Origin of the sequence: Streptomyces thermodiastaticus (genome assembly GCF_014656135.1) — a bacterium.
Taxonomy (GTDB): domain Bacteria; phylum Actinomycetota; class Actinomycetes; order Streptomycetales; family Streptomycetaceae; genus Streptomyces; species Streptomyces thermodiastaticus.
On sequence record NZ_BNBV01000022.1, the window covers coordinates 79769 to 102143 of the forward strand.

Genomic DNA, 22375 nt, shown 5'->3' on the forward strand with positions numbered 1-22375 from the left:
TGCGGCCGTCGGGACGGCCGTCCGCATCGCACATGTGAGGACTCACGTGAGCTCGAAACCTGTCGTACTCATCGCTGAAGAGCTGTCGCCCGCCACCGTCGACGCGCTCGGCCCGGACTTCGAGATCCGGTACTGCAACGGCGCCGACCGTGCCGAACTTCTCCCCGCCATCGCCGACGTCGACGCGATCCTGATCCGCTCGGCCACCAAGGTCGACGCCGAGGCGATCGCCGCCGCCCGCAAGCTCAAGGTCGTCGCCCGCGCCGGCGTGGGCCTGGACAACGTGGACGTCTCCGCCGCCACCAAGGCCGGCGTGATGGTCGTCAACGCGCCCACCTCGAACATCGTGACCGCCGCCGAACTGGCCTGCGGTCTGATCATCGCCACCGCCCGCAACATCCCGCAGGCCAACGCCGCGCTGAAGAACGGTGAGTGGAAGCGCAGCAAGTACGTCGGTGTCGAGCTCGCCGAGAAGACCCTCGGCGTCGTCGGCCTCGGCCGCATCGGTGCCCTGGTGGCCCAGCGCATGTCCGCCTTCGGCATGAAGGTCGTCGCCTACGACCCCTATGTGCAGCCCGCGCGCGCCGCGCAGATGGGGGTGCGGGTGGTCTCCCTGGACGAGCTGCTGGAGATCTCCGACTTCATCACCGTCCACCTGCCCAAGACGCCCGAGACGATCGGCCTGATCGGCGAGGAGGCCCTGCGCAAGGTCAAGCCGACCGTGCGCATCGTCAACGCCGCTCGCGGCGGCATCGTCGACGAGCAGGCGCTGTACTCGGCGCTCAAGGAGGGCCGGGTCGCCGGTGCGGGCCTGGACGTGTACGCCAAGGAGCCGTGCACGGACTCCCCGCTGTTCGAGTTCGACCAGGTGGTGTGCACCCCGCACCTGGGCGCGTCCACCGACGAGGCGCAGGAGAAGGCGGGCATCGCCGTCGCCAAGTCCGTGCGGCTCGCGCTGGCCGGTGAGCTGGTCCCGGACGCGGTGAACGTCCAGGGTGGCGTCATCGCCGAGGACGTCAAGCCGGCTCTGCCGCTCGCCGAGCGCCTCGGCCGCATCTTCACCGCGCTCGCCGGCGAGGTCGCCGTCCGCCTGGACGTCGAGGTGTACGGCGAGATCACCCAGTACGACGTGAAGGTGCTGGAGCTGTCCGCGCTCAAGGGTGTCTTCGAGGACGTCGTCGACGAGACGGTCTCCTACGTCAACGCGCCGCTGTTCGCCCAGGAGCGCGGCGTCGAGGTACGGCTGACCACCAGCTCCGAGGCGAGCGACCACCGCAACGTGGTCACCGTGCGCGGCACCCTCGCCAGCGGCGAGGAGGTCTCCGTCTCCGGCACGCTGGCCGGTCCGAAGCACGTGCAGAAGCTCGTCGCGGTCGGCGACTACGACGTCGACCTGGCGCTCGCCGACCACATGGTGGTCCTGCACTACGAGGACCGTCCGGGCGTCGTCGGCACCGTCGGCCGCATCATCGGCGAGGCGGGCATCAACATCGCCGGCATGCAGGTCTCCCGCTCGACGGTGGGCGGCGAGGCCCTGGCGGTGCTCACCGTCGACGACACGGTTCCCTCCGCGGTGCTGTCGGAGGTCGCCGCCGAGATCGGCGCGACGTCCGCCCGCTCGGTCAACCTGGTCTGAGACCTCCGTCCGAGGCATCGACGAACGAACGCCGGACGGGCTGATCCCTGTCAGCCCGTCCGGCGTTCGGCTTCGTGCTGCCGGTGCCCGTCAGTTCTGCCCGACCCGGATCGTCCGCAGCGTCACCGCCGCCCCCACCGCGGCCAGGCCCAGGATCACCATGCCGACCAGCGCGGCGCCGTGCATCGAGCTGGTGAACGCCTCCCGTGCCGCCGCGGCCAGTGACGCGCCGGTCCGGTCCGGCAGCCGGGAAGCGGCGGCCTCGCACCGCCCAGGGTCTCGCGGGCCTCGGCCGGGGCGGTGACCGGCGTCGTGTGGCGGTAGACCGCCGCACCGGCACAGCCGAGGACCGCCATGCCGAGCGCGCCGCCGAACTCGCTGCCGGTCTCCAGCAACGAGGAGGCGGTGCCCGCCCGCTCCGCCGGCGCGTTGCTCATCGCGAGGTCGGTGAGCTGGGACGTCACCATGACCACCCCGCTGGCGAGCACGCCGGCCGCGGCCAGCGCCGGCCAGAGGGAGTCGGTGCCGGCGAGCGCGAGCAGCGCGAAACCGGCGGCACCGACCGCGAAACCGCAGGCGACGAGGAGTCCGCGAAAGACGCCCCGCTGGACGAGCTGCGTGGTGACCGGCCCGGCGACGCCGATGAGGACCGACGGCAGCAGGCTCCACAGCGCCGCCTCCAGCGGGCTCCTGTCCAGGACGGACTGGAGGTACTGGGTGGTGAAGACGGCCGATCGGGCGCAGGTCGGCGCTGATCACGGGGGTCGCGACGTACAGGACCGAGACGTCCGTGGAGACCAGGAGCAGCGGCAGCATCAGCACGCCGAGCGCGGTCCGCTCACGGCGTCCGGCGCGGGCGGGTGCGCTCTGCGCACCGGGCAGGGCGGTGGTGCCCGTCGGGTTCGTCGTCATGCCGAGGACTGTTCAAGCGTATTAGACAAGCGTCTAGAACGCACGTTTAGATCGTCTGTCTAGGACGCCTGTATGGATCCCGGGTAGGGTGACCGCATGGGACACCGTGAGGATCTGCTCGGGGGCGCCAAGCGCTGCCTGCTTCAGAAGGGCTTCCTGCGCACCACGGCGCGCGACATCGTCAAGGAGTCGGGCACCAACCTTGCGTCCATCGGGTACCACTACGGCTCGAAGGAAGCGCTGCTGGCGCAGGCCTACCTGGACCTGGTGGCCGAGACCTCCGACGCCTTCGAGGGGCCGGGGAGCGGCGGCGTCACGGCCGGGCCCGGATCCCTGGAGCGGTTCCGGCAGGTGTGGGTGAACATCATCGGCACCATGCGGGAACCCGGCTCGGTGTGGCGGCTCAGCATCGAGATCGCCGCCATGGGCGACCAGCTGCCCGTGGTGCGCGACCACCTCGCGCAGCAGCAACGGGAGGCCGAACGGGACCTCGTCTCCCTGTTCATGGGCATCCCGGCAGATCAGGTGACGGACGACGTCCTGAACACGGCCGGCCGGTTCTACACCGCCCTGATGTCGGGCCTCATCCTGCAGTGGCAGTTCGACCCCGAGCGCGCCCCCGACGCCGACGCGCTCACCGAGGGCCTGCGGCGGGTGATCGAGGGCATGGGGCGAAACTGACGCGCCGGTGGCCGCGTCACGCCCGCCGCTCGCGCATCCGGCGCCGGTAGTGCAGTGGCGACACACCCATCTCGCGTTTGAACGCGGTGCTGAACGCGCTCTCCGAGCTGTAGCCCAGCTCGTCGGCCAGCGCCCCCACGCGGGTGTCGTCCGCCTGGAGCGCGCGCTGCGCCAGCAGCATCCGCCAGCGGTGCAGATACGTCAGCGGCGGCACACCGGCGACGGTACGGAACCGCTGGGCGAACGACGTCCGGGACATGGCCGCGGCACGCGCCAGCTCCTGTAGCCGCCACGGCCTTCCGGGCTCGGCGTGCAGCAGGCCGAGCGCGGGCCGCAGCCGCTCGTCGGACAGCAGGCGCAGCCATCCCGGCGGCAGGTCGGTCTGGTCGACGTAGGCGCGCAGCACGTCGAGGAGGAGCAGCTGGGTGTACTGCCGGACCGCGAAGGCCGACCCCATCCGGCCGGCGGTCGCCTCCTGAAAGAGCCGGTCGAGCGTGCCGCGCAGGTCGACGGCCTCGGCGGCCGACGCCCGGACGTGCCCCACCGGCGGCAGCGCCTGCCCCAGCAGCGCCTCACCGGCAGCGTTCAGTTCGACGCGGCCGCCCAGCAGGACGTCGTCGAGGGCGCGGTCGACCGCGGCGAGGGCGGCATCGAAGCCCTCCTCGGGCTCGACCTCGCGGGGCTGCCCCTCACCGGTGCCGCCCTCGACCTCCAGCCAGGACCGCCCGTTCAGGACGGCGACGTCGCCCGCCTCCAGCGGTACCGGTTCGTCGAGGCCGTCGGTGCTCAGCCGCGCCCGCCCGCACACCATCGCGAGGAACTTCACCGGGGCGTCGACCTTCGCGCGCGCCACCCAGGGGCCCCGTACCGCGAACCCGCCCGTCACGTGTCCGCGGACCTCGATCAGATCGAACACCTCGGACAGCTGGTCACCGGCCATAGTCGTACTCTCGCGCAAAAAGTGCGGACGGTCAATGATTCACAGTACGGGAGGTCCGGTCGCACAGTGGGGGCATGACTCACCGACAGCACCCCATCGGCACCGGATTCACCGCGGCCTCGACGGCCCTGGAGGTCGTCGAGGGCCTCGACCTGTCCGGCAAGCAGGCCGTCGTCACCGGCGGCCACCGCGGCATCGGCCTGGAGACCACCCGGGCCCTCAGCGCGGCCGGCGCGCACGTCACCGTGGCCGCGCGCAACCCGGAGCGCGCCGCCCGCGCCCTGGCGGGGATCGAGCGGGTGGAGACCGCCCCGCTGGACCTGCTCGACCCGGCGTCCGTCGACGACTTCGCCGCACGATGGAGGGCTTCCCGACGGCCGCTGCACATCCTCGTCAACAACGCCGGCATCATGGGCGGCGACCTCGTCCGCGACGCCCGCGGCTACGAGTCGCACTTCGCGCTCAACCACCTCGGCCACTTCCAGCTCACCCTGGGCCTGTACCCCGCGCTGCGGGCCGCGCACGGCGCCCGGGTGGTCACCGTCTCCTCCGGCGCCCAGCGTATCTGCGGCATCCGCTGGGACGACCCGCACTTCACCACCGGCGGCTACGAGCCGATCGTCGCCTACGCGCAGTCCAAGGCGGCCAACGTGCTGTTCTCCGTCGAACTGGACCGCCGCTGGTCCACGGACGGCATCCGCGGCTATGCCGTCCACCCGGGCATCGTCCACGGCACCGCGCTCGGTCCCCTCCTGGCCGAGGGCGAAGAGCGCACCCCCTGGCTGAGCACCGACGAACTGCGGGCCATGGGCATCGTCGACGCCGACGGCCGCCCGGTCCGCGACCCCGACCGGGAGCTGAAGACACCGGAACAGGGCGCGTCCACCAGCGTGTTCGCGGCGACCAGCCCGCTCCTGGACGGCATCGGCGGCGTCTACCTCATGGACAACGACATCTCCCCGCTGGACACCGACCCCCGGCCCATCGCCTTCGGTACCGAGCAGGACATCCCGTCCACGGTCGTCCCGCACTCCATCGACCCCGGCTCCGCCCGGCGCCTGTGGGAGATGAGCGAACGCCTCATCGGCAGGTGACCGGCCACCGTCCTACAGCCGCGCCGCCTTCAGCGCCATGTGCAGCAGCAGCCGGTCCTCGCCCTCGTTCAGGTCCAGGCCGGTCAGCTGCTCCACCCGGGACAGGCGGTAGTACAGGGTCTGCCGGTGGATGCCCAGTTCCGCGGCCGCCCGGCCGGCCTGGCCGGCGCAGTCGAGATAGACCTCTGCGGTGCGGGCCAGCTCGCGGTGGGCGGGGGCCAGCAGCGGTCCCACCACGGGATCGTGCGCGGACCGCGGCGGCAGCGCGGTCAGCAGCCGGTACGGGCCGATGCGCGCCCACTGCGCCACTGGTCCGAAGCGCGGCTCGGCCAGCGCGGCCCGTGCCGCCGCCGACGCCTGCGCCCAGGCCGTGCCCAGCCCGGCCAGGCCCGTGCAGCCGGCGGCGATCCCGGCCGCCGCCGCGCCGCCGGCCCGCTCCAGCAGCCGGGCCGCCGCCGAGGTCGCGGGGGCGGCCGTGTCCGTCGAGCGCAGCCTGATCAGCACGCCCAGGCACTGGCCCGCGGCTCCCCACGGCACCGTGCACAGGGCCGTCGCCCCCGGCAGGGTGCGCACCGACGGGGCGTCGTCGGGGTCGGTCGACGGCCAGGGCGCCACGCACACCATGGTGTGCGGGCCCTCGCCGCGCGCCCCCAGCGCCGTGCGCAGCTCCGCCACCGCCGCCTCCCGCGGCCAGCCCTCCTGCGCGGTGAGCACCGCGCGCAGCTCCCGGGTGAGGTCGGCGCCGTGCTGCACCTCGTCGGCGAGCAGCGCGCCGATCCGTGCCGTCACCGCCATCGCCGCCGCCAGCTGCTCCTCGCCGGGTCCGGGGTCGTCGTCCAGCAGCCACACGTAGCCGAGGACGACACCCCGATGGCGTACCGGCAGGCAGATCCGTCCCCGGTAGACGCCGGCCTCGGGGGTGGGCGGGATGCGCACCGGTCCGGTGGCGCGGGTGATGCCGAAGCTCTCGAACCAGCGGCGCACCGCGGCGGTGGACCGACGGGTGAGGATCGACCGGGTGCGCACCGGGTCCAGCGCCGACGGATCCAGGTCGCCCTCGCTGTCGTAGGCGCCGAAGGCGATCAGTTCGAAGGTGCGGTTCTCCAGGGTGGCCGGTGCGCCGAGCAGCTCCGAGATCTCGTCGACCAGCTCCTGGTAGTCACCCCTGTCGTCGGCCCTCACCCGGGCATTCTCCCGCATTCCGGAGCAGCCTTCATACACCTGTCTGAGATCACGGGCGCGGATGCGTGACAGCTGTCGATGGCCCACGATCACAGTGATCCATAGCTTTCACGGTGGTTCTCCGTGCCGACCCGGATCGCCGGGTTCGGCCCCTTGCTGACAGTTGTGGAGGTGCCCCGTGCTGGGTCCCGTGATTCTCGCCGCGTCGCGCAGCGACCGGATGCGACGGCTGATTACGGCGGCCCCGGTGACCAAGCAGGTCGTCGACCGCTTCATCGCCGGCGAGACCGTGGACGACATCGTCCCCGTCGTCGAGGACCTGACCGGCAAGGGTCTTCAGCTGACCATGGACGTGGTCGGCGAGGACATCACCACCCCGGAGCAGGCCACCGCCGCACGGGACGCGTATCTGACGCTGATCGACCGGCTCAAGGACCTGAACCTGGGGGAGAGGGTCGAGATGTCGGTGAAGCTGTCCATGTTCGGCCAGGCGCTGCCCGGCGGGCACGAGCTGGCGCTCGCCAACGTCCGACCGGTCGTCGAGGCCGCCGCCGGCATCGGCACCACGGTCACCCTCGACGCGGAGGACCACACCACCCTGGACTCGATGTTCGCCGTCCATGAGGAGCTGCGGAAGGACTTCCCGCAGACCGGCTGCGTCATCCAGGCGTACCTGTTCCGCACCGAGGCCGACGCGCGCCGCCTCGCGGCGAGCGGCTCTCGCGTACGGTTGGTGAAGGGGGCCTACAAGGAGCCCGCCGAGGTCGCCCACCAGAACAAGCACGAGATCGACAAGGCGTACGTGCGGATCCTGCGCACCCTGATGGAGGGCGACGGCTATCCGATGGTCGCCTCCCACGACCCGCGTCTGATCTCCATCGCGCAGGAGATGGCCCGCACCGCCGGCCGCAAGCTGGACGAGTACGAGTTCCAGATGCTGTACGGCATCCGCACCGAGGAGCAGCTGCGGCTGGCCGCCGAGGGCCACCGCATGCGTGTCTACACGGCCTACGGCACCGACTGGTACGGCTATTTCATGCGCCGTCTGGCGGAGAAGCCGGCGAACCTGCGTTTCTTCCTCCGCTCGATGGTCACCAAGGACTGAGCCCGGACCCGCGACGTACCCCGAACACCCGCTCACGTACAAGGAGCCACGGAACCCATGGACGCTGTGACCCAGGTCCCCATCCCCGTCAACGAGCCGGTGCACGGCTACGCCCCCGGCTCGCCCGAGCGTGCCCGTCTTCAGGCCAAGCTCAAGGAGCTGGCCGAGAACCCCATCGACCTGCCCTGCACCATCAACGGGGTGAAGCGGATGGGCGGCGGTGAGGCCTTCGAGGTCGTCCAGCCGCACAACCGCAAGGCCGTCCTCGGCACCTACCGCAACGCCACCAGGCAGGACGCCCAGGACGCCATCGACGCGGCCCTGGCCGCCGCGCCGGCCTGGCGGGCGATGTCCTTCGACGACCGGGCGGCGATCATCCTGCGCGCCGCCGAGCTGCTGTCCGGTCCGTGGCGCGAGACCATCGCCGCCTCCACCATGCTGGGCCAGTCCAAGACCGTCCAGCAGGCCGAGATCGACACCCCCTGCGAGCTGGTCGACTTCTGGCGCTTCAACGTCCACTACGCCCGGCAGATCCTCGCCGAGCAGCCGGCGGCCAACTCCCCGGGCGTGTGGAACCGCCTGGACCACCGCCCGCTGGAGGGCTTCGTCTACGCGATCACGCCGTTCAACTTCTCGGCGATCGCCGCCAACCTGCCCACCGCGCCCGCCCTCATGGGCAACGTGGTGATCTGGAAGCCGTCGCCGACCCAGACGCACGCCGCCGTGCTGCTGATGCGGCTGCTGGAGGAGGCCGGCCTGCCCGCGGGCGTCATCAACCTCCTCACCGGTGACGGCCTGGAGGTCTCCGAGGTGGCGCTGAACCACCGCGACCTGGCCGGCATCCACTTCACCGGCTCCACCAAGACCTTCCAGCACCTGTGGAAGACGGTGGGCAACAACATCGAGAAGTACCGCACCTACCCGCGGCTGGTCGGCGAGACCGGCGGCAAGGACTTCCTGGTCGCCCACCCCAGCGCCGACCGCGCGGTGCTCAAGACCGCTCTGATCCGCGGTGCCTTCGAGTACCAGGGCCAGAAGTGCTCGGCGACCTCCCGCGCCTACATCCCGGCGTCCATCTGGAACGACGGGTTCAAGGAGGAGTTCACCGCCGAGGTGGACGCGCTCACCATGGGCGACGTCACCGACCTGTCCAACTTCATCGGTGCGGTCATCGACGAGCGGGCCTTCGCCAAGAACAAGGCCGCCATCGACCGGGCCGCGCAGGACCCGGCGTGCACGATCGTCGCGGGCGGCACCTGTGACGACTCGGTGGGCTGGTTCGTCCGCCCGACCGTCATCGAGTGCACCGACCCGGAGAACGAGGTGTTCCGCACCGAGTACTTCGGCCCGATCCTCGCCGTGTACGTCTACGAGGACGACAAGTACGACGAGATGCTGACCCAGATGGAGTCGGTGTCGGACTACGCGCTCACCGGCTCGGTCATCGCCAACGACCGTGCGGCGGCCGCCTACACGGCGGAGAAGCTGCGCTACGCGGCCGGCAACTTCTACATCAACGACAAGTCGACCGGCGCCGTGGTCGGCCAGCAGCCCTTCGGCGGCGGCCGCGCCTCCGGCACCAACGACAAGGCCGGCGCCCCGCAGAACCTGCTGCGCTGGACCCTGACCCGGGCCATCAAGGAGGCCCTGGTCCCGCCGACCGACTACACCTACCCGCACATGGGCTGACCGCCGGCGAGCGGACGGACGGCACGGACGGGCCGGGTGCCGCGGCACCCGGCCCGTCCGGCATGTCCGGCACCGTCCCGCAAAACCCCAGGTCAGGGCAGCGGGCGGGGGAGTGCTGTCTCAGATAGTAGGAAGTCCGAGCACTTGTGCAGACAGCCGCGTGATCCTCCCCTAGCTTTGTAGGAGCCGAACGTCTCGCTCATCCAGCGAATGGCGGTCGTGAGCCGGGCCCCGCGCAGGCGATCCCTGCGGCTTCGCTGCTCCCCGCCGCATCCGGCGTCTCCCCTTTTCTTCTTCCGCGCTCCGTGCTGTCCCGAAGGAGTGGATTGCCATGGCCGAGACGACCGTCCGCCGCCGCGTCCGTCACGTCTCCCGTTCGAACGAGGCCGACCGCCGGAACGCCGCCGCCGCCCTCCAGCGCGCTCTTGACCGCCGCGACAACGGCGGCGCGACCGGGCGCTGACCCCTCCCCGGCCGTCCACGACCGGCACGGTGTCCGCATCGCGGACACCGTGTGTCATGTCATGGGACACGGAGTAGGGTGCGGGCATGTCTCGCAGCATCGACCTCGCAGTGATCCCCGGTGACGGCATCGGCCCGGAAGTGGTGGCCGAGGGCCTGAAGGTCCTCACCGCCGTCCTCCCGCAGGACGTGAAGCTGGAGACCACGGAGTACGACTTCGGCGCCCGGCGCTACCACGCCACCGGTGAGACCCTCACCGACGCCGACCTGGAACAGCTCAAGCGGCACGACGCCATCCTGCTCGGTGCGATCGGCGACCCGTCCGTGCCCTCCGGCGTCCTGGAGCGCGGCTTCCTGCTCAAGCTCCGCTTCGCCTTCGACCACCACGTCAACCTGCGCCCGAGCAAGCTGCTGCCGGGCGTGGCGACACCGCTGGCCGGTGACCCGAAGATCGACTTCATCGTCGTCCGGGAGGGCACCGAGGGCCCGTACACCGGAAACGGCGGCACGATCCGCAGGGGCACCGAGCACGAGGTCGCCACCGAGGTGTCGGTCAACACCGCCTACGGTGTCGAGCGCGTGGTCCGCGACGCCTTCGCCCGTGCCCAGGCCCGCCCCCGCAAGAAGCTCACGCTGGTCCACAAGAACAACGTGCTGACCTTCGCGGGCCATCTGTGGACGGACGTCTTCAACCGGGTCGCCCAGGAGTACCCCGAGGTCACCACCGAGTACATCCACGTCGACGCCGCCACCATCTACCTGGTCACCCAGCCGGAGCGGTTCGACGTCATCGTCACCGACAACCTCTTCGGCGACATCATCACAGACCTGGCCGCGGCCGTCTCGGGCGGCATCGGCATCGCCGCGTCCGGCAACATCAACCCGAGCCGGGCCTATCCGTCCATGTTCGAGCCCGTCCACGGCTCGGCCCCGGACATCGCCGGCCAGGGCAAGGCCGACCCCACCGCCACCGTCCTGTCCGTCGCTCTGCTGCTGCGCCACCTCGGCTACGAGGCCGAGGCCGGCCGGATCGAGGACGCCGTCTCCGCCGACCTCGCGGAGCGGGCCACGCTGCCCGCGCGCAGCACCTCCGAGATCGGTGACGCGCTCCGCGTACGCGTAGCCGCCGGCTGACCCGCCGCGCCGCTCGAAGTCTCGAAGCCGTCGGGTAGCCCACCGGCACCCGGCGGCTTTCCGTATGCCCGGCCGCGGCCGCGGCCATCGGAAGTCATCACCGCACTCACCCCCGTCCCTTATCGCCGCACGCCCCCGAGACGCACCCCTGTCCCTTGCCGCCGCACGCCCGAGCGCGATAATCCGACGTGGAGCCGCGACAAGAGGGAACACTAGGACGTCCAGGCGTCGGCCGCCGGTCGCACGGGCGTGAGCGCGGCCCGTCACGACAACGGTGAAGGACACGCACACATGACGACGCCCACGATCGCGCTCAAGCCCTCGTCCACCCCGCTTCCCGCGGCCGAGCGAGAGGCGATCCTGGCCAACCCCGGCTTCGGCCGCCACTTCACCGATCACATGGTGACGATCCGCTGGACGCAGGGCCGGGGCTGGCACGACGCCGAGCTCGTCCCCTACGGGCCGATCTCCCTCGACCCCTCCTGCCATGTGCTGCACTACGGCCAGGAGATCTTCGAGGGCCTGAAGGCCTACCGCCAGCCCGACGGCTCCGTCGCGGTCTTCCGCCCGGAGGCCAACGCCCGGCGCTTTTGCAACTCCGCCCGCCGCATGGCCATGGCCGAGCTGCCCGAGGAGCTGTTCATCGCGGCCCTGGACGCCCTGATCACCCAGGACGCCGACTGGGTGCCGCCGCACGGCGGCGAGGAGGCCCTGTACCTGCGGCCCTTCATGTTCGCCGCGGAGAACGGGCTCGGGGTCCACCCGGCCAACGAGTACCTGTTCCTGCTGATCGCCTCGCCGTCCGGTGCCTACTTCTCCGGCGGTGTCGCCCCGGTGACCATCTGGGTCTCCGAGGACCATGTGCGCGCCGTCCCCGGCGGCACCGGTGACGCCAAGACCGGCGGCAACTACGCCGCCTCCCTGCTGCCGCAGGCCGAGGCCGCGGCCAACGGCTGCGACCAGGTCGTCTACCTCGACGCGGCGACCCGCACCAAGGTCGAGGAGAGCGGCAGCATGAACGTCGCCTTCGTCTACGGCGACCGGATCATCACCCCGGAGCTGAGCGGTTCCATCCTGGAGGGCATCACCCGCGACTCCCTGCTTCAGGTCGCCCGCGACCTCGGCTACACCGCCGAGGAGGGCGTGATCACCCTGGAGCAGTGGCGGGCGGACGCCGCCTCCGGCGCGCTCACCGAGGTCTTCGCCTGCGGCACCGCCGCCGTGGTCACCCCGATCGGCCACGTCAAGACCAAGACGGACGCCTGGACGCACGGCGACGGCACCCCCGGCCCGGTCACCATGCGGCTGCGCGAGGCCCTGCTGGGCATCCAGCGCGGCCTCGTGGAGGACCGGCACGGCTGGATGCACAAGGTGTGCTGAGCCGGATCCACCCCTCCGGCCGACCCTCAGGCCGCCGCGGACGAGCTGTCCGCGGCGGCCTCTTCACATCTCCCGGCCCCGGCGCACACCCTTCTCCGACTACTGCATCTCCCTTCAGAGCAGTGATCAAGAGGGGCGGCGGCGCACCCTGTGGCGCATGCGCACGGCGAGTTCCAGCCCGTAAACCCCGACCGCTTCGCCACCCGGCTGCGCGCCCTCCTCGACGGCTTCTCCCTCCACGTGGTGATCGGCCTGCGCGGCACCGACCGGGAGCACGTCCCTCGCCCACGTCCGCGCGTTCCTGGACGACACTCTGGGACGGGCTCGGCTCGCGGACGCCTGAGCGACCGCCCCGGTTCTACGCCGACGAGCGCATTGACGCGGGCCCCGGGTGCGCTTGCATGCTGGTGGGGTCCTCGGTGCGGGACCGGGGACGACAGGGTTTCGGGGGGAACCATGTCCGTGACCGCACGTGCTGGCGCCCGAACGGCGGCCCGGGGCGCCCAGGTTTCCGGCACGCCGCCGCCCGGCGCCGGCGACCGCCGCCTGCGCACGCAGGCCTCGCCGCGCCCCGCGGACCTCCCACCGGCCGGCGTGTCCCGACCTCCCACCGCCCCGCGTGCGCTGACCTTCCGTCGGCCGCGTGTGCCGACCTCCCACCGGCCGGCGTGCGCTGACCGACCGTCGGCCCGCGCACGCTGACCTTGCGCGCTCACCCGTCCTGTTCGCCCGTTCGCCTCGGGGAGACACCCATGCCCACCTCTGCCTTACGCCGTACCGCGCTCACGGCCGTCCTGGCCGCCGCACTGGGCGCGACCACGCTCCTCGGAACCGCGCAGGCCCGGCCGCGGGCCCCGCAGCCGTCCCGCCCGTCACCCGGCCCGCGCATCGAGCGGATCAGCACCGCCGCCGACGGCACCCAGGCGGACGGCGCCTCGGGAGAGGCGGTGATCAGTGACGACGGCCGGCAGGTGGCGTTCTCCTCCAAGGCCCACAACCTCGGCTGCGGCAGGGGCGGGAGCCGGTGCCTGTTCGTCAAGGACCTGCGCACCGGCGCGCTCACCACCGTCGGACACCTCGACAACCTCGACCACTGGGCGCCGATGGTGATCAGCGGCGACGGCAGCCACGTCGGGTACTCCGAGGGCAGCCACACACCTTGGGGCTATGTCTACGACCGCACCAGCGGCACCACCGAGCGCATCGCACCCGCCGACCCGCCGCCGGACGCCTCCCAGACGGAACTGCTCGCCTTCGACCGCCACGCCCGCCACCTGGCCTTCCGCGCGGGCAACCGCTACGGCTCGAACGAGGGGTTGTACCTGTACGTCCGCGACACCGCCACCGGCACCGACCACCTGGTCTCCGGCCCCGAGGACCTTTCGAAGACGGCCGCCCAGCTCAGCGGCGACGGCCGCCGCGTGGCCTTCGCCACCCGTGCCACCGCCGACCGGCCCGGGAACGTCTATGTCGCCGACGTCCCGACCGGCGCCCGGATCCAGGCGAACCAGGGGCTCGGCACCGCCACGCTGGTCCGGCTCAGCGAGGACGGGCGCGCGGTCGTGTTCACCGCCCAGGGCGGCACGTACCTCCGTGACCTGCGCACCGGCCGGCTGCGCCGGGTCGCCGACACCCCGGCGGTCACCGCCGGCCCGCAGGCCCGCGAGGTGCTGCTGTCCACCGCGCAAGGGCTGAGCCTGCTCGACGTGCGCACCGGCCGCACCACACCCGTCGCGCCCGCCGGATCCACCGCGCAGCCCGGCGCCGTCGGCGCCCGGGGCCGCAGCGTCGCGTTCACCTCCGCCGCCGACGGCCTCGTACCCGGCGACACCAACGCCGCCGCCGACGTCTTCGTCCGCCGCGTCCCCTGACCCGTGAGGATTCGCCGCACGCACCCGAGCGGGAGGACCGGGCCGGCTCGTCCTCGCCGTCCGTCCGGCCGCCTTCGACTCCGGCGCCGGGGACCTCGTCGCAGGGACACCGGCGGAGCCACCGATGTGCCGGACCGCCCGCTGAGGTGACAACGCGCTGCTGGTGGGGCAGTTACGGCTCATGGGACGAGAGAACTGGAAGAGAATCTGGATCGGTTCGGCCGGCAACATGGTGGAGTGGTACGACTGGTTCGTCTACGCCAGCTTCGCCACCTACTTCGCCGGAGCGTTCTTCCCGCACGGGAACCCGACCGCCCAGATGCTGAACACCGCGGGCATCTTCGCCGTCGGCTTCTTCATGCGGCCGGTCGGCGGCTGGCTGCTCGGCCGGGTCGGCGACCGCCGGGGCCGCAAGGCGGCGCTGACCCTGACCGTCACGCTGATGTCCGCCTCCGCGGTGCTCATCGCCGTCGCGCCGACCTACGCGGTCGCCGGCTACGGCGGAGCAGCGGTCCTGCTCGTCGCCCGGCTGCTGCAGGGGCTGTCGGTGGGCGGCGAGTACGCGGCCAGCGCCACCTACCTCACCGAGGCCTCCGACCCCCGGCGCCGCGGCTTCACCTCCAGCTTCCAGTACGTCTCCATGACCGCCGGACAGATCATCGGCCTCGGCCTGCAGATCCTGCTCCAGCACACGATGTCCGACGACGCCCTGCACAGCTACGGCTGGCGCATCCCCTTCGTGATCGGGGCGCTCGGCGCTGCCGTCGTCTTCTACCTGCGCCGCAGCATGCTGGAGACCGAGATCTACGAGGCGGACGCCGGCGCGGACCCGGAGCGCGGCACGCTGCGCGCCCTGTGGCAGCACAAGCGCGAGGCGCTGCTGGTGATGGCCCTGACCATGGGCGGCACCGTGGCGTACTACACCTACACGACGTACCTGACGAAGTACCTGTCCAACACGGCCGGCCTGCCCAAGCGGACCGCGACCCTGGTGTCCTTCACCGCGCTGATCGTCTTCGCCTGTCTGCAGCCGCTGGCCGGCCGGCTGTCCGACCGGATCGGCCGCCGCCCGCTGCTGATCGGGTTCGCGGTCGGCTCCACCCTGCTGACGGTGCCGATCATGACCCTGCTGGGGCACGCCGGCAGCTTCTGGCCGGCCCTCGGGCTGTCCCTGCTGGCGCTGGTGGTGGTCACCGGCTACACCTCCATCAACGCCTGTGTGAAGGCCGAGCTGTTCCCCACCGGCGTGCGCGCCCTCGGCGTGGCCCTGTCCTACGCCCTGGCCAACGCCCTGTTCGGCGGCACCGCCGAGTACGTCGCCCTGTGGTTCAAGAACGCCGGCGCCGAGTCCGGGTTCTACTGGTACGTGGCCGGCTGCGCGGCCGTCTCGCTGGTGGTGTATGTCACCATGCGGGAGACCCGCGACCTGGACCTGACCCGGGTGCGGACCGCGGACGACGCCCCGGTCCGCAGCCGCGTGCACGGCTGAGCCAGGGACAGGCCGCCGACGCGCGGCCTGCCCGCACCGTGCCGTGGACCTACCGGGCCGGTGCCCGGCGGTCCCGGGCGGGTGTCCGGGGCGTCGCCCGCATGCTGAGACGCCGTGCGTGCGCGGGCGGACCTGTGCGAGACTGCCACCGTGCTCTCGTTCGCCATGATTATTGGCAGCAGGCGCGCCGGTCCGCAGTGACCGCCTCGTACGACCAAGTACGGGCGGCCGCCGTCGTCCTCGACCCGCGCGCAGACCTCTCGCACCCGCGAGAGGTTTTTCGTTTTCCTGGCCCACCTCAGCCGGGAACGAGGCGCGAGGGAGGATGGGGGGACGGTGGAACCGGTTATTCCGGTATGACCGAGATCCCACACCAGGAGCCTGAGACATGTCCGCATCCAGCCCGCTGGACGACTCGTTCCACGTCTTCGACACCACCCTGCGCGACGGCGCCCAGCGCGAGGGCATCAACCTCACCGTCGCCGACAAACTGGCCATCGCCCGGCACCTGGACGACTTCGGCGTGGGCTTCATCGAGGGCGGCTGGCCCGGCGCGAACCCGCGCGACACCGAGTTCTTCGCGCGCGCCCGTGAGGAGATCGACTTCCGCCACGCCCAGCTGGTCGCCTTCGGCTCCACCCGCCGCGCCGGGACCACCGCCGCCGAGGACCGGCAGGTGCGGGCGCTGCTGGACTCCGGCGCCGAGGTGATCACCCTGGTCGCCAAGTCGCACGACCGGCACGTGGAGCTGGCCCTGCGCACCACCCTGGAGGAGAACCTGGAGATGGTCCGCGACACCGTCTCCCACCTGCGCTCCCAGGGCCGCCGCGTCTTCGTGGACTGCGAGCACTTCTTCGACGGCTACCGCGCCAACCCCGAGTACGCCACCGCGGTCGTGCGCACCGCCGCCGAGGCCGGCGCGGACGTGGTCGTCCTGTGCGACACCAACGGCGGCATGCTCCCCGCCCAGGTCCACGCGACCGTCGCCACCGTGCTGGCCGACACCGGCGCCCGGCTGGGCATCCATGCCCAGGACGACACCGGCTGCGCGGTCGCCAACACCCTCGCCGCCGTCGACGCCGGCGCCACCCATGTGCAGTGCACCGCCAACGGCTACGGCGAGCGCGTCGGCAACGCCAACCTCTTCCCGGTCGTCGCCGCCCTGGAACTGAAGTACGGCAAGAAGGTGCTCCCCGAGGGCCGGCTGCGCGAGATGACCCGCATCTCCCACGCCATCGCCGAGGTCGTCAATCTCACCCCTTCCACCCACCAGCCCTATGTGGGCGTCTCCGCCTTCGCCCACAAGGCCGGTCTGCACGCCTCCGCCATCAAGGTCGACCCGGACCTGTACCAGCACATCGACCCCGAGTCGGTCGGCAACACCATGCGCATGCTGGTCTCCGACATGGCCGGCCGGGCCTCGGTGGAGCTGAAGGGCAAGGAACTCGGCATCGACCTCGGCGGCGACCGGGAACTCGTCGGCCGCATCGTCGACCGCGTCAAGGAACGCGAACTCGAGGGCTACACCTACGAGGCCGCCGACGCCAGCTTCGAACTGCTGCTGCGCGCCGAGGCCGAGGGCGGGCCGCTGCGCTACTTCGACGTGGAGTCCTGGCGGGCCATCGTCGAGGACCGCCCCGACGGCACACACGCCAACGAGGCCACCGTCAAGCTGTGGGCCAAGGGCGAGCGGATCGTCGCCACCGCTGAGGGCAACGGCCCGGTCAACGCCCTCGACCGCGCCCTGCGCGTGGCCCTGGAGAAGATCTATCCCCAGCTCGGCACCCTGGAACTGGTCGACTACAAGGTCCGCATCCTGGAGGGCCGGCACGGCACCTCCTCCACCACCCGCGTGCTGGTGTCCACCTCCGACGGCGCGGGGGAGTGGGCCACGGTGGGTGTCGCCGACAACGTGATCGCCGCCTCCTGGCGGGCCCTGGAGGACGCCTACACCTACGGGCTGCTGCGGGCGGGCGTGGAACCGGCCCGGTAGCCGAGTCGCGGCTTTCCGGCGCCGCGGGCCCCGGCGCGCGCCGGAGGGCGTCCGTCCCCCCGCCTGTCAGGGTGCCCGCCAGATGTTGTCGAAGGCGGCGTCCTCGATGCGGCGCCGCTGCCGTACGCCCTCCAGCTCGGTCACCGCGTGACCGACGGCGGCCAGCACGGTCTGCAGCGCCTCGTCGTCCAGGACGACGGGCTGCCCGGCCTCGATGCCCAGGGCGGCGGCCAGCGCGACCAGGACCGGCTCGCGCGCGGCCCAGCGACGGGCCGCCGCGCTCCGGGCCGGCGAGTCGGCCGGCTGCGGCGGCCCGGCCGGCATCCAGCGGTGGCGCGGGGCGGCCAGCTGTCCCTGGGCCCGCATCTCGGCCACGTACGCCGCGGCCAGCCCGCGGCCCCGGCGCCACAGCCAGTCCTCCACGGTCTCGTACGGCGCCTGGCGCACGAGCGCGGCGCTCGCCCGGCCCCGCAGCCGGTCGCCGGTGGCCGGGATCAGGCCGGGCACGATCCGGTCGTCCTGAAGGGAGACGGACTCCTCGGCGAGCAGATCGGCGAGTTCCGCGCCCGCCAGGGCCAGCGAGAGGTCCCCCTGCTCCACGGGACGGGTGCCCGGGACGTCCAGGGTGACGAGCAGCAGGTCCCGTGGTGTGGTCATGCCGTCCTCCCGGGCGTCGGTGCCGTCGGCCCGGGCCTGCCGGTCCGGATCCACCGCCGACCCTACGTCGCCGTGCCTGGCGCGCACACCCGTACGGGTGACCGTCTTGCCCGGATTTCGGGTAGTTTCGAACCATGAAGGCCGTCGTCCTGCCCCGAGCCCCTCTGCGGCTGCTGGTCGCGCTCGCGGTGGCCGTCCTGGCCGTGCTGTCGACCGGGCTGCCGCGCGCCGAGGCCGCCGACAGCGTCTCGACGGTCGCACAGGCCCTGCGCGAGAGCCCCGTCTACGTGGATCCGGCCGCCTCCGGCCAGCTGTCCGAAGAGGACGCCGCGGCACTGGCCCGGCGGATCGAGGACGCCGACAAGCCGCTGTTCGTCGCCGTGCTCCCGGCCGGCTACCCGACCGAGAACCTCTTCACCGACCTGCGCACCGCCACCGGCGTCACCGGTGTCTACGCCGTCCGCCTGGGCGACCGCTTCGACGCCCGCGCCGACTCCTCGGTGCTCTCCCGCACCGCCGTGCGCAACCTGGTCACCAGCGTGCAGGGGGAGGGCGCCGTCACCCAGCTCACCGACTTCACCGACCGGGCCCTGCCCGCCATGCGCGGCTCGGCCCCCGCGAGCTGGGGCAGCTCCGGCCGCACCGGTGTGCCCTCCACGACGCTGATCACCGTCGGGGCGCTGCTGGTGCTGTGCGGGGCGGGCGCCTACGCCATGGCGCGGCACACCCGGCGGCGCCGGGAGGAGGAGCAGCGGGCCGCCCTGGAGAAGCTGCGGGTCGTCGTGGACGAGGACATCACGGCCTTCGGTGAGGAGCTGGACCGCCTGGACTTCCATCCGGCCGAGCCCGGCGCCGACGACGCCATGCGCGCCGACTACGAACGGGCCCTGGACGCCTACGAGCAGGCCAAGCAGCACATGGCCGAGGCCCGCAGACCCGAGGACGTGCGCACGGTCACCGAGGCCCTGAAGGAGGGCCGGCTCAGCCTCGCCCAGCTCGCCGCGCGCCGCGAGGGGCGGCCGCTGCCCGAGCGGCGCCCGCCGTGCTTCTTCGACCCCCGTCACGGCCCCTCGGTGGCCGACGCCTCCTGGACCCCGCAGGGCGGGGTGACCCGCGAGGTGCCGGTGTGCGCCGCCGACCGGGTGCGGCTGGCCGAGGGCCGCGAGCCGCAGATCCGCGAGGTCGACACCGCCTGGGGCCGCCGGCCCTACTGGGACGCCGGTCCCGCCTACGGCCCCTGGGCCGGCGGCTACTTCGGCGGCGGCATCCTGCCCGGCCTGCTGGTGGGCACCCTGCTCGGCAGCATGATGGCCACCCCCTCGTACGCGGCGGACTACGGCTCGGGGTACGGCGACTTCGGCGGCTACGACGGCTACGGAGGCCACGGCGGTGACTTCTCCGGCCCCGACTTCGACCCCGGGGACTTCGGCGGGGGCGACTTCGGCGGAGGGGACTTCTCAGGCGGCGGCGACTTCGGCGGGGGCGGCGGAGGCTTCTGAACCGCCGTACGCGGCGGGGCCGGCGGGCCCGGCGGCGGACACGGATATGCTCGGGCATGTCCCCCGGCGGCTCGTGCCGCACCAGGACGCCCGTCCGGCCCTGTGCCGTCACCCCGACAGCGGCATGCACCGCCATCGGACGGGTGCAGGCGCGGCCCCGCCCGCTTTGTGGGTTCCCTACAACGCCGATCCCCTCTGAGCAGTCGGAAAGGCTGCATCGGCCCACGGTTCTGTTCGGTGGCACCAGGAAAACGCTCCGGAGACTGTACGAAGTCAACGGCTCGCTTTCCCCGGTCGGCTTCGTAAGGTCACTCCATGACCGTTTTGGAAGAGACGACGGGTGAGCCGACCGGCCAGCCGACGGACGCGCGCGGGCGGGTCGCCGAACTGCACGAGATCCGTGCGCAGGCGGTGGCGGGTCCCAGCGAGAAGGCGACCGCGGCCCAGCACGCCAAGGGCAAGCTGACCGCCCGGGAGCGGATCGAGCTGCTCCTGGACCCGGGTTCCTTCCACGAGGTCGAGCAGCTGCGCCGGCACCGTGCGACCGGTTTCGGCCTGGAGGCGAAGAAGCCGTACACCGACGGCGTCGTCACCGGCTGGGGCACGGTGGACGGCCGCACGGTCTTCGTCTACGCCCACGACTTCCGCATCTTCGGCGGTGCGCTGGGCGAGGCCCACGCCACGAAGATCCACAAGATCATGGACATGGCCATCGCGGCCGGTGCCCCGCTGGTCTCCCTCAACGACGGTGCGGGCGCCCGCATCCAGGAGGGCGTCAGCGCGCTGGCCGGCTACGGCGGCATCTTCCAGCGCAACACCAAAGCCTCCGGCGTCATCCCGCAGATCTCGGTGATGCTGGGCCCCTGCGCGGGCGGCGCGGCCTACAGCCCCGCCCTGACGGACTTCGTGTTCATGGTCCGCGAGACCTCGCAGATGTTCATCACCGGCCCGGACGTGGTCAAGGCCGTCACCGGTGAGGAGATCACCCAGAACGGCCTGGGCGGCGCGGACGTGCACGCCGAGACCTCCGGTGTCGCGCACTTCGTCTACGACGACGAGGAGACCTGCATCGCCGAGGTCCGCTACCTGCTCTCCCTGCTGCCGCAGAACAACCGGGAGAACCCGCCGCGGGTGGCGTGCACCGACCCGGCCGACCGCCGCTGCGACACCCTGCTGGACCTCGTGCCGGCCGACGGCAACCGGCCGTACGACATGGCCAAGGTGATCGAGGAGATCGTCGACGACGGCGACTACCTGGAGGTACACGAGCGCTGGGCGCGCAACATCATCTGCGCCCTGGCCCGCCTGGACGGCCAGGTGGTCGGCATCGTCGCCAACCAGCCGCAGGTGCTGGCCGGTGTGCTCGACATCGAGGCCAGCGAAAAAGCTGCACGTTTCGTGCAGATGTGTGACGCTTTCAATATCCCGATCGTCACCTTCCTGGACGTCCCCGGGTTCCTGCCGGGCGTCGACCAGGAGCACGGCGGGATCATCCGGCACGGCGCGAAGCTGCTGTACGCCTACTGCAACGCCACCGTGCCGCGGATCTCGCTGATCCTGCGCAAGGCGTACGGAGGTGCCTACATCGTGATGGACTCCCAGTCGATCGGCGCCGACCTCACCTACGCCTGGCCGACCAACGAGATCGCGGTGATGGGCGCCGAGGGCGCGGCCAACGTCATCTTCCGCCGTCAGATCGCCCAGGCCGAGGACCCCGAGGCCATGCGGCAGAAGATGGTCAAGGAGTACAAGGCCGAGCTGATGCACCCGTACTACGCGGCCGAGCGCGGCCTCGTGGACGACGTCATCGACCCCGCCGAGACCCGTGAGGTCCTCATCAGCTCCCTGGCGATGCTGCACACCAAGCACGCCGACCTGCCCTCCCGCAAGCACGGCAACCCGCCGCAGTGACCGGCGGAGTCGTCGCCGAGCCCTTGCGGACCTCTCACGTACGGAGAACGACACCCATGAACACTCCCGACATCCGCGTCGAGAAGGGCCACGCCGAGCCCGAGGAGGTCGCCGCCATCACGGCCGTCCTCCTGGCCCGCGCCGCCGCCCGCCCCGCTCCCACGGCCCACCGGGCCCGCGCCCGCGCCGGCTGGCGCCGCCTGGAGCGTGAGCGCGGCTTCCGCGCCCCGCACAGCTGGCGCTGAAGCCCGAACGCCGCACCGACGACACAAGCCGCCGGCTCCCCTCCACGGAGCCGGCGGCTTGCGCTGTGCACCGGGCCGGCACGGTACGGAATGCTGTGCACGAGGCCGGCACGGTCCAGGATCCGCAATCGGCGGCCGACGGGGGCGCGGGCCACGGCCTCCGCGTACCGGATCGCGAACTCCGCGACCATCACGTCCGTGATCGCGTCCGGCAACTCCAGGGTCCCGGACGACGTGGGCATGGTGAGCACAGTGCTCGTGGCCGGCTTTCGTGCTCGCGTTCCAGGGGGAGTCAGGGGGAGTGCCCGGGGCAGCAAAGAGGGCGCCCTCCGTGCCGGAGAGCGCCCTCTCGTGCCGCGCGGGACGTCACCGCAGTCGTGCCATGAGGGCGTGTTCGACCAGGGTGATCAGGGTCGACTTGGCGTCGGCGCGGTGGCGGGCGTCGGTGGTGATGATGGGGGTGTCGGGGCCGATCTGGAGTGCTTCGCGGACTTC

General features: G+C 72.1%; 17 protein-coding genes and 3 pseudogenes. 15 read left to right on the top strand and 5 right to left on the bottom strand.

Annotation, left to right across the window (positions count from 1 at the left end):
- The first annotated feature begins 46 nt into the window (after positions 1 to 46).
- Positions 47 to 1636: a phosphoglycerate dehydrogenase gene (gene serA / locus IE286_RS19645; RefSeq protein ID WP_189798084.1), complete on the top strand. Its 1590-nt coding sequence runs from the start codon at positions 47 to 49 to the stop codon at positions 1634 to 1636.
- A gap of 90 nt (positions 1637 to 1726) precedes the next feature.
- On the opposite strand, the pseudogene IE286_RS19650 reads toward serA, so the two are convergent.
- Positions 1727 to 2370 (bottom strand): annotated as a pseudogene (locus IE286_RS19650) (MFS transporter); the annotation flags it as partial.
- 274 nt (positions 2371 to 2644) lie between these two features.
- On the opposite strand from IE286_RS19650, the gene IE286_RS19655 reads away from it, so the two are divergent.
- A complete protein-coding gene (locus IE286_RS19655; RefSeq protein ID WP_189798085.1) occupies positions 2645 to 3229 on the top strand; it encodes a TetR/AcrR family transcriptional regulator in 585 nt (194 codons plus the stop codon).
- 16 nt (positions 3230 to 3245) lie between these two features.
- Here IE286_RS19655 and IE286_RS19660 read toward each other — a convergent pair whose 3' ends face one another.
- A complete protein-coding gene (locus tag IE286_RS19660; RefSeq protein ID WP_189798086.1) occupies positions 3246 to 4169 on the bottom strand; it encodes an AraC family transcriptional regulator in 924 nt (307 codons plus the stop codon).
- A 74-nt stretch (positions 4170 to 4243) separates the two neighbouring features.
- Here IE286_RS19660 and IE286_RS19665 point away from each other — a divergent pair, with 74 nt between their 5' ends.
- Entirely contained in the window at positions 4244 to 5263 is a 1020-nt protein-coding gene (locus IE286_RS19665; protein ID WP_189798087.1) for an SDR family NAD(P)-dependent oxidoreductase, read from the top strand.
- A 12-nt stretch (positions 5264 to 5275) separates the two neighbouring features.
- On the opposite strand, the gene IE286_RS19670 is transcribed toward IE286_RS19665, so the two are convergent.
- Entirely contained in the window at positions 5276 to 6463 is a 1188-nt protein-coding gene (locus IE286_RS19670; RefSeq protein ID WP_189798088.1) for a PucR family transcriptional regulator, read from the bottom strand.
- Positions 6464 to 6623: 160 nt separating this feature from the next.
- Between IE286_RS19670 and IE286_RS19675 the strand changes: the two genes are divergently transcribed.
- The 9 genes and pseudogenes from IE286_RS19675 (at position 6624) to cimA (ending at position 17568) form a co-directional block, all read left to right on the top strand.
- On the top strand, positions 6624 to 7550 hold the full coding sequence (locus IE286_RS19675) for a proline dehydrogenase family protein (RefSeq protein ID WP_189798089.1): 927 nt from the start codon (positions 6624 to 6626) through the stop codon (positions 7548 to 7550).
- Positions 7551 to 7607: 57 nt separating this feature from the next.
- A complete protein-coding gene (gene pruA, locus IE286_RS19680) occupies positions 7608 to 9239 on the top strand; it encodes an L-glutamate gamma-semialdehyde dehydrogenase (RefSeq protein ID WP_189798090.1) in 1632 nt (543 codons plus the stop codon).
- Between the two features lie 331 nt (positions 9240 to 9570).
- On the top strand, positions 9571 to 9702 hold the full coding sequence (locus IE286_RS27675; protein WP_267969934.1) for a hypothetical protein: 132 nt from the start codon (positions 9571 to 9573) through the stop codon (positions 9700 to 9702).
- A gap of 86 nt (positions 9703 to 9788) precedes the next feature.
- Positions 9789 to 10835, top strand: coding sequence for a 3-isopropylmalate dehydrogenase (locus IE286_RS19685; protein WP_189798091.1), 1047 nt, complete (start codon positions 9789 to 9791; stop codon positions 10833 to 10835).
- A gap of 291 nt (positions 10836 to 11126) precedes the next feature.
- Positions 11127 to 12215 (top strand): branched-chain amino acid aminotransferase, encoded by a 1089-nt coding sequence (locus IE286_RS19690; RefSeq protein WP_189798092.1) that lies wholly within the window; start codon positions 11127 to 11129, stop codon positions 12213 to 12215.
- Between the two features lie 159 nt (positions 12216 to 12374).
- Positions 12375 to 12558, top strand: a pseudogene (locus tag IE286_RS27290) (TetR family transcriptional regulator C-terminal domain-containing protein); the annotation flags it as partial.
- A 409-nt stretch (positions 12559 to 12967) separates the two neighbouring features.
- The gene (locus IE286_RS19695; RefSeq protein WP_189798093.1) at positions 12968 to 14086 is read left to right on the top strand and encodes a TolB-like translocation protein; all 1119 of its coding nucleotides are present in this window, start codon (positions 12968 to 12970) and stop codon (positions 14084 to 14086) included.
- 181 nt (positions 14087 to 14267) lie between these two features.
- Positions 14268 to 15575 (top strand): MFS transporter, encoded by a 1308-nt coding sequence (locus IE286_RS19700; RefSeq protein WP_189798094.1) that lies wholly within the window; start codon positions 14268 to 14270, stop codon positions 15573 to 15575.
- 388 nt (positions 15576 to 15963) lie between these two features.
- The gene (gene cimA, locus IE286_RS19705) at positions 15964 to 17568 is read left to right on the top strand and encodes a citramalate synthase (protein WP_189798095.1); all 1605 of its coding nucleotides are present in this window, start codon (positions 15964 to 15966) and stop codon (positions 17566 to 17568) included.
- A gap of 66 nt (positions 17569 to 17634) precedes the next feature.
- On the opposite strand, the gene IE286_RS19710 is transcribed toward cimA, so the two are convergent.
- Entirely contained in the window at positions 17635 to 18225 is a 591-nt protein-coding gene (locus IE286_RS19710; RefSeq protein WP_189798096.1) for a GPP34 family phosphoprotein, read from the bottom strand.
- A 134-nt stretch (positions 18226 to 18359) separates the two neighbouring features.
- Here IE286_RS19710 and IE286_RS19715 point away from each other — a divergent pair, with 134 nt between their 5' ends.
- From IE286_RS19715 to IE286_RS19725, 3 genes are all read left to right on the top strand, one after another.
- Positions 18360 to 19724, top strand: a complete 1365-nt coding sequence (locus IE286_RS19715; RefSeq protein WP_189798097.1) for a hypothetical protein — start codon at positions 18360 to 18362, stop codon at positions 19722 to 19724.
- A gap of 315 nt (positions 19725 to 20039) precedes the next feature.
- Complete coding sequence (locus IE286_RS19720; RefSeq protein ID WP_189798098.1) at positions 20040 to 21635, top strand: acyl-CoA carboxylase subunit beta; 1596 nt, start codon at positions 20040 to 20042, stop codon at positions 21633 to 21635.
- Between the two features lie 56 nt (positions 21636 to 21691).
- Positions 21692 to 21880 (top strand): acyl-CoA carboxylase epsilon subunit, encoded by a 189-nt coding sequence (locus IE286_RS19725; protein ID WP_189798099.1) that lies wholly within the window; start codon positions 21692 to 21694, stop codon positions 21878 to 21880.
- Positions 21881 to 22246: 366 nt separating this feature from the next.
- On the opposite strand, the pseudogene IE286_RS19730 reads toward IE286_RS19725, so the two are convergent.
- Positions 22247 to 22375 (bottom strand): annotated as a pseudogene (locus IE286_RS19730) (ATP-binding protein); the annotation flags it as partial.

What these genes read in the sequence shown, in the direction of transcription:
- IE286_RS19690 (WP_189798092.1), top strand. Translation starts at nt 11,127, where the DNA reads ATGACGACGCCCACGATCGCGCTCAAGCCCTCGTCCACCCCGCTTCCC.
- IE286_RS27675 (WP_267969934.1), top strand. Translation starts at nt 9,571, where the DNA reads ATGGCCGAGACGACCGTCCGCCGCCGCGTCCGTCACGTCTCCCGTTCG.
- IE286_RS19710 (WP_189798096.1), bottom strand. Translation starts at nt 18,225, where the DNA reads ATGACCACACCACGGGACCTGCTGCTCGTCACCCTGGACGTCCCGGGC.
- IE286_RS19720 (WP_189798098.1), top strand. Translation starts at nt 20,040, where the DNA reads ATGACCGTTTTGGAAGAGACGACGGGTGAGCCGACCGGCCAGCCGACG.
- pruA (WP_189798090.1), top strand. Translation starts at nt 7,608, where the DNA reads ATGGACGCTGTGACCCAGGTCCCCATCCCCGTCAACGAGCCGGTGCAC.
- IE286_RS19685 (WP_189798091.1), top strand. Translation starts at nt 9,789, where the DNA reads ATGTCTCGCAGCATCGACCTCGCAGTGATCCCCGGTGACGGCATCGGC.
- cimA (WP_189798095.1), top strand. Translation starts at nt 15,964, where the DNA reads ATGTCCGCATCCAGCCCGCTGGACGACTCGTTCCACGTCTTCGACACC.
- IE286_RS19670 (WP_189798088.1), bottom strand. Translation starts at nt 6,463, where the DNA reads ATGCGGGAGAATGCCCGGGTGAGGGCCGACGACAGGGGTGACTACCAG.
- IE286_RS19655 (WP_189798085.1), top strand. Translation starts at nt 2,645, where the DNA reads ATGGGACACCGTGAGGATCTGCTCGGGGGCGCCAAGCGCTGCCTGCTT.
- IE286_RS19725 (WP_189798099.1), top strand. Translation starts at nt 21,692, where the DNA reads ATGAACACTCCCGACATCCGCGTCGAGAAGGGCCACGCCGAGCCCGAG.
- IE286_RS19665 (WP_189798087.1), top strand. Translation starts at nt 4,244, where the DNA reads ATGACTCACCGACAGCACCCCATCGGCACCGGATTCACCGCGGCCTCG.
- IE286_RS19715 (WP_189798097.1), top strand. Translation starts at nt 18,360, where the DNA reads ATGAAGGCCGTCGTCCTGCCCCGAGCCCCTCTGCGGCTGCTGGTCGCG.
- IE286_RS19660 (WP_189798086.1), bottom strand. Translation starts at nt 4,169, where the DNA reads ATGGCCGGTGACCAGCTGTCCGAGGTGTTCGATCTGATCGAGGTCCGC.
- IE286_RS19695 (WP_189798093.1), top strand. Translation starts at nt 12,968, where the DNA reads ATGCCCACCTCTGCCTTACGCCGTACCGCGCTCACGGCCGTCCTGGCC.
- IE286_RS19700 (WP_189798094.1), top strand. Translation starts at nt 14,268, where the DNA reads ATGGGACGAGAGAACTGGAAGAGAATCTGGATCGGTTCGGCCGGCAAC.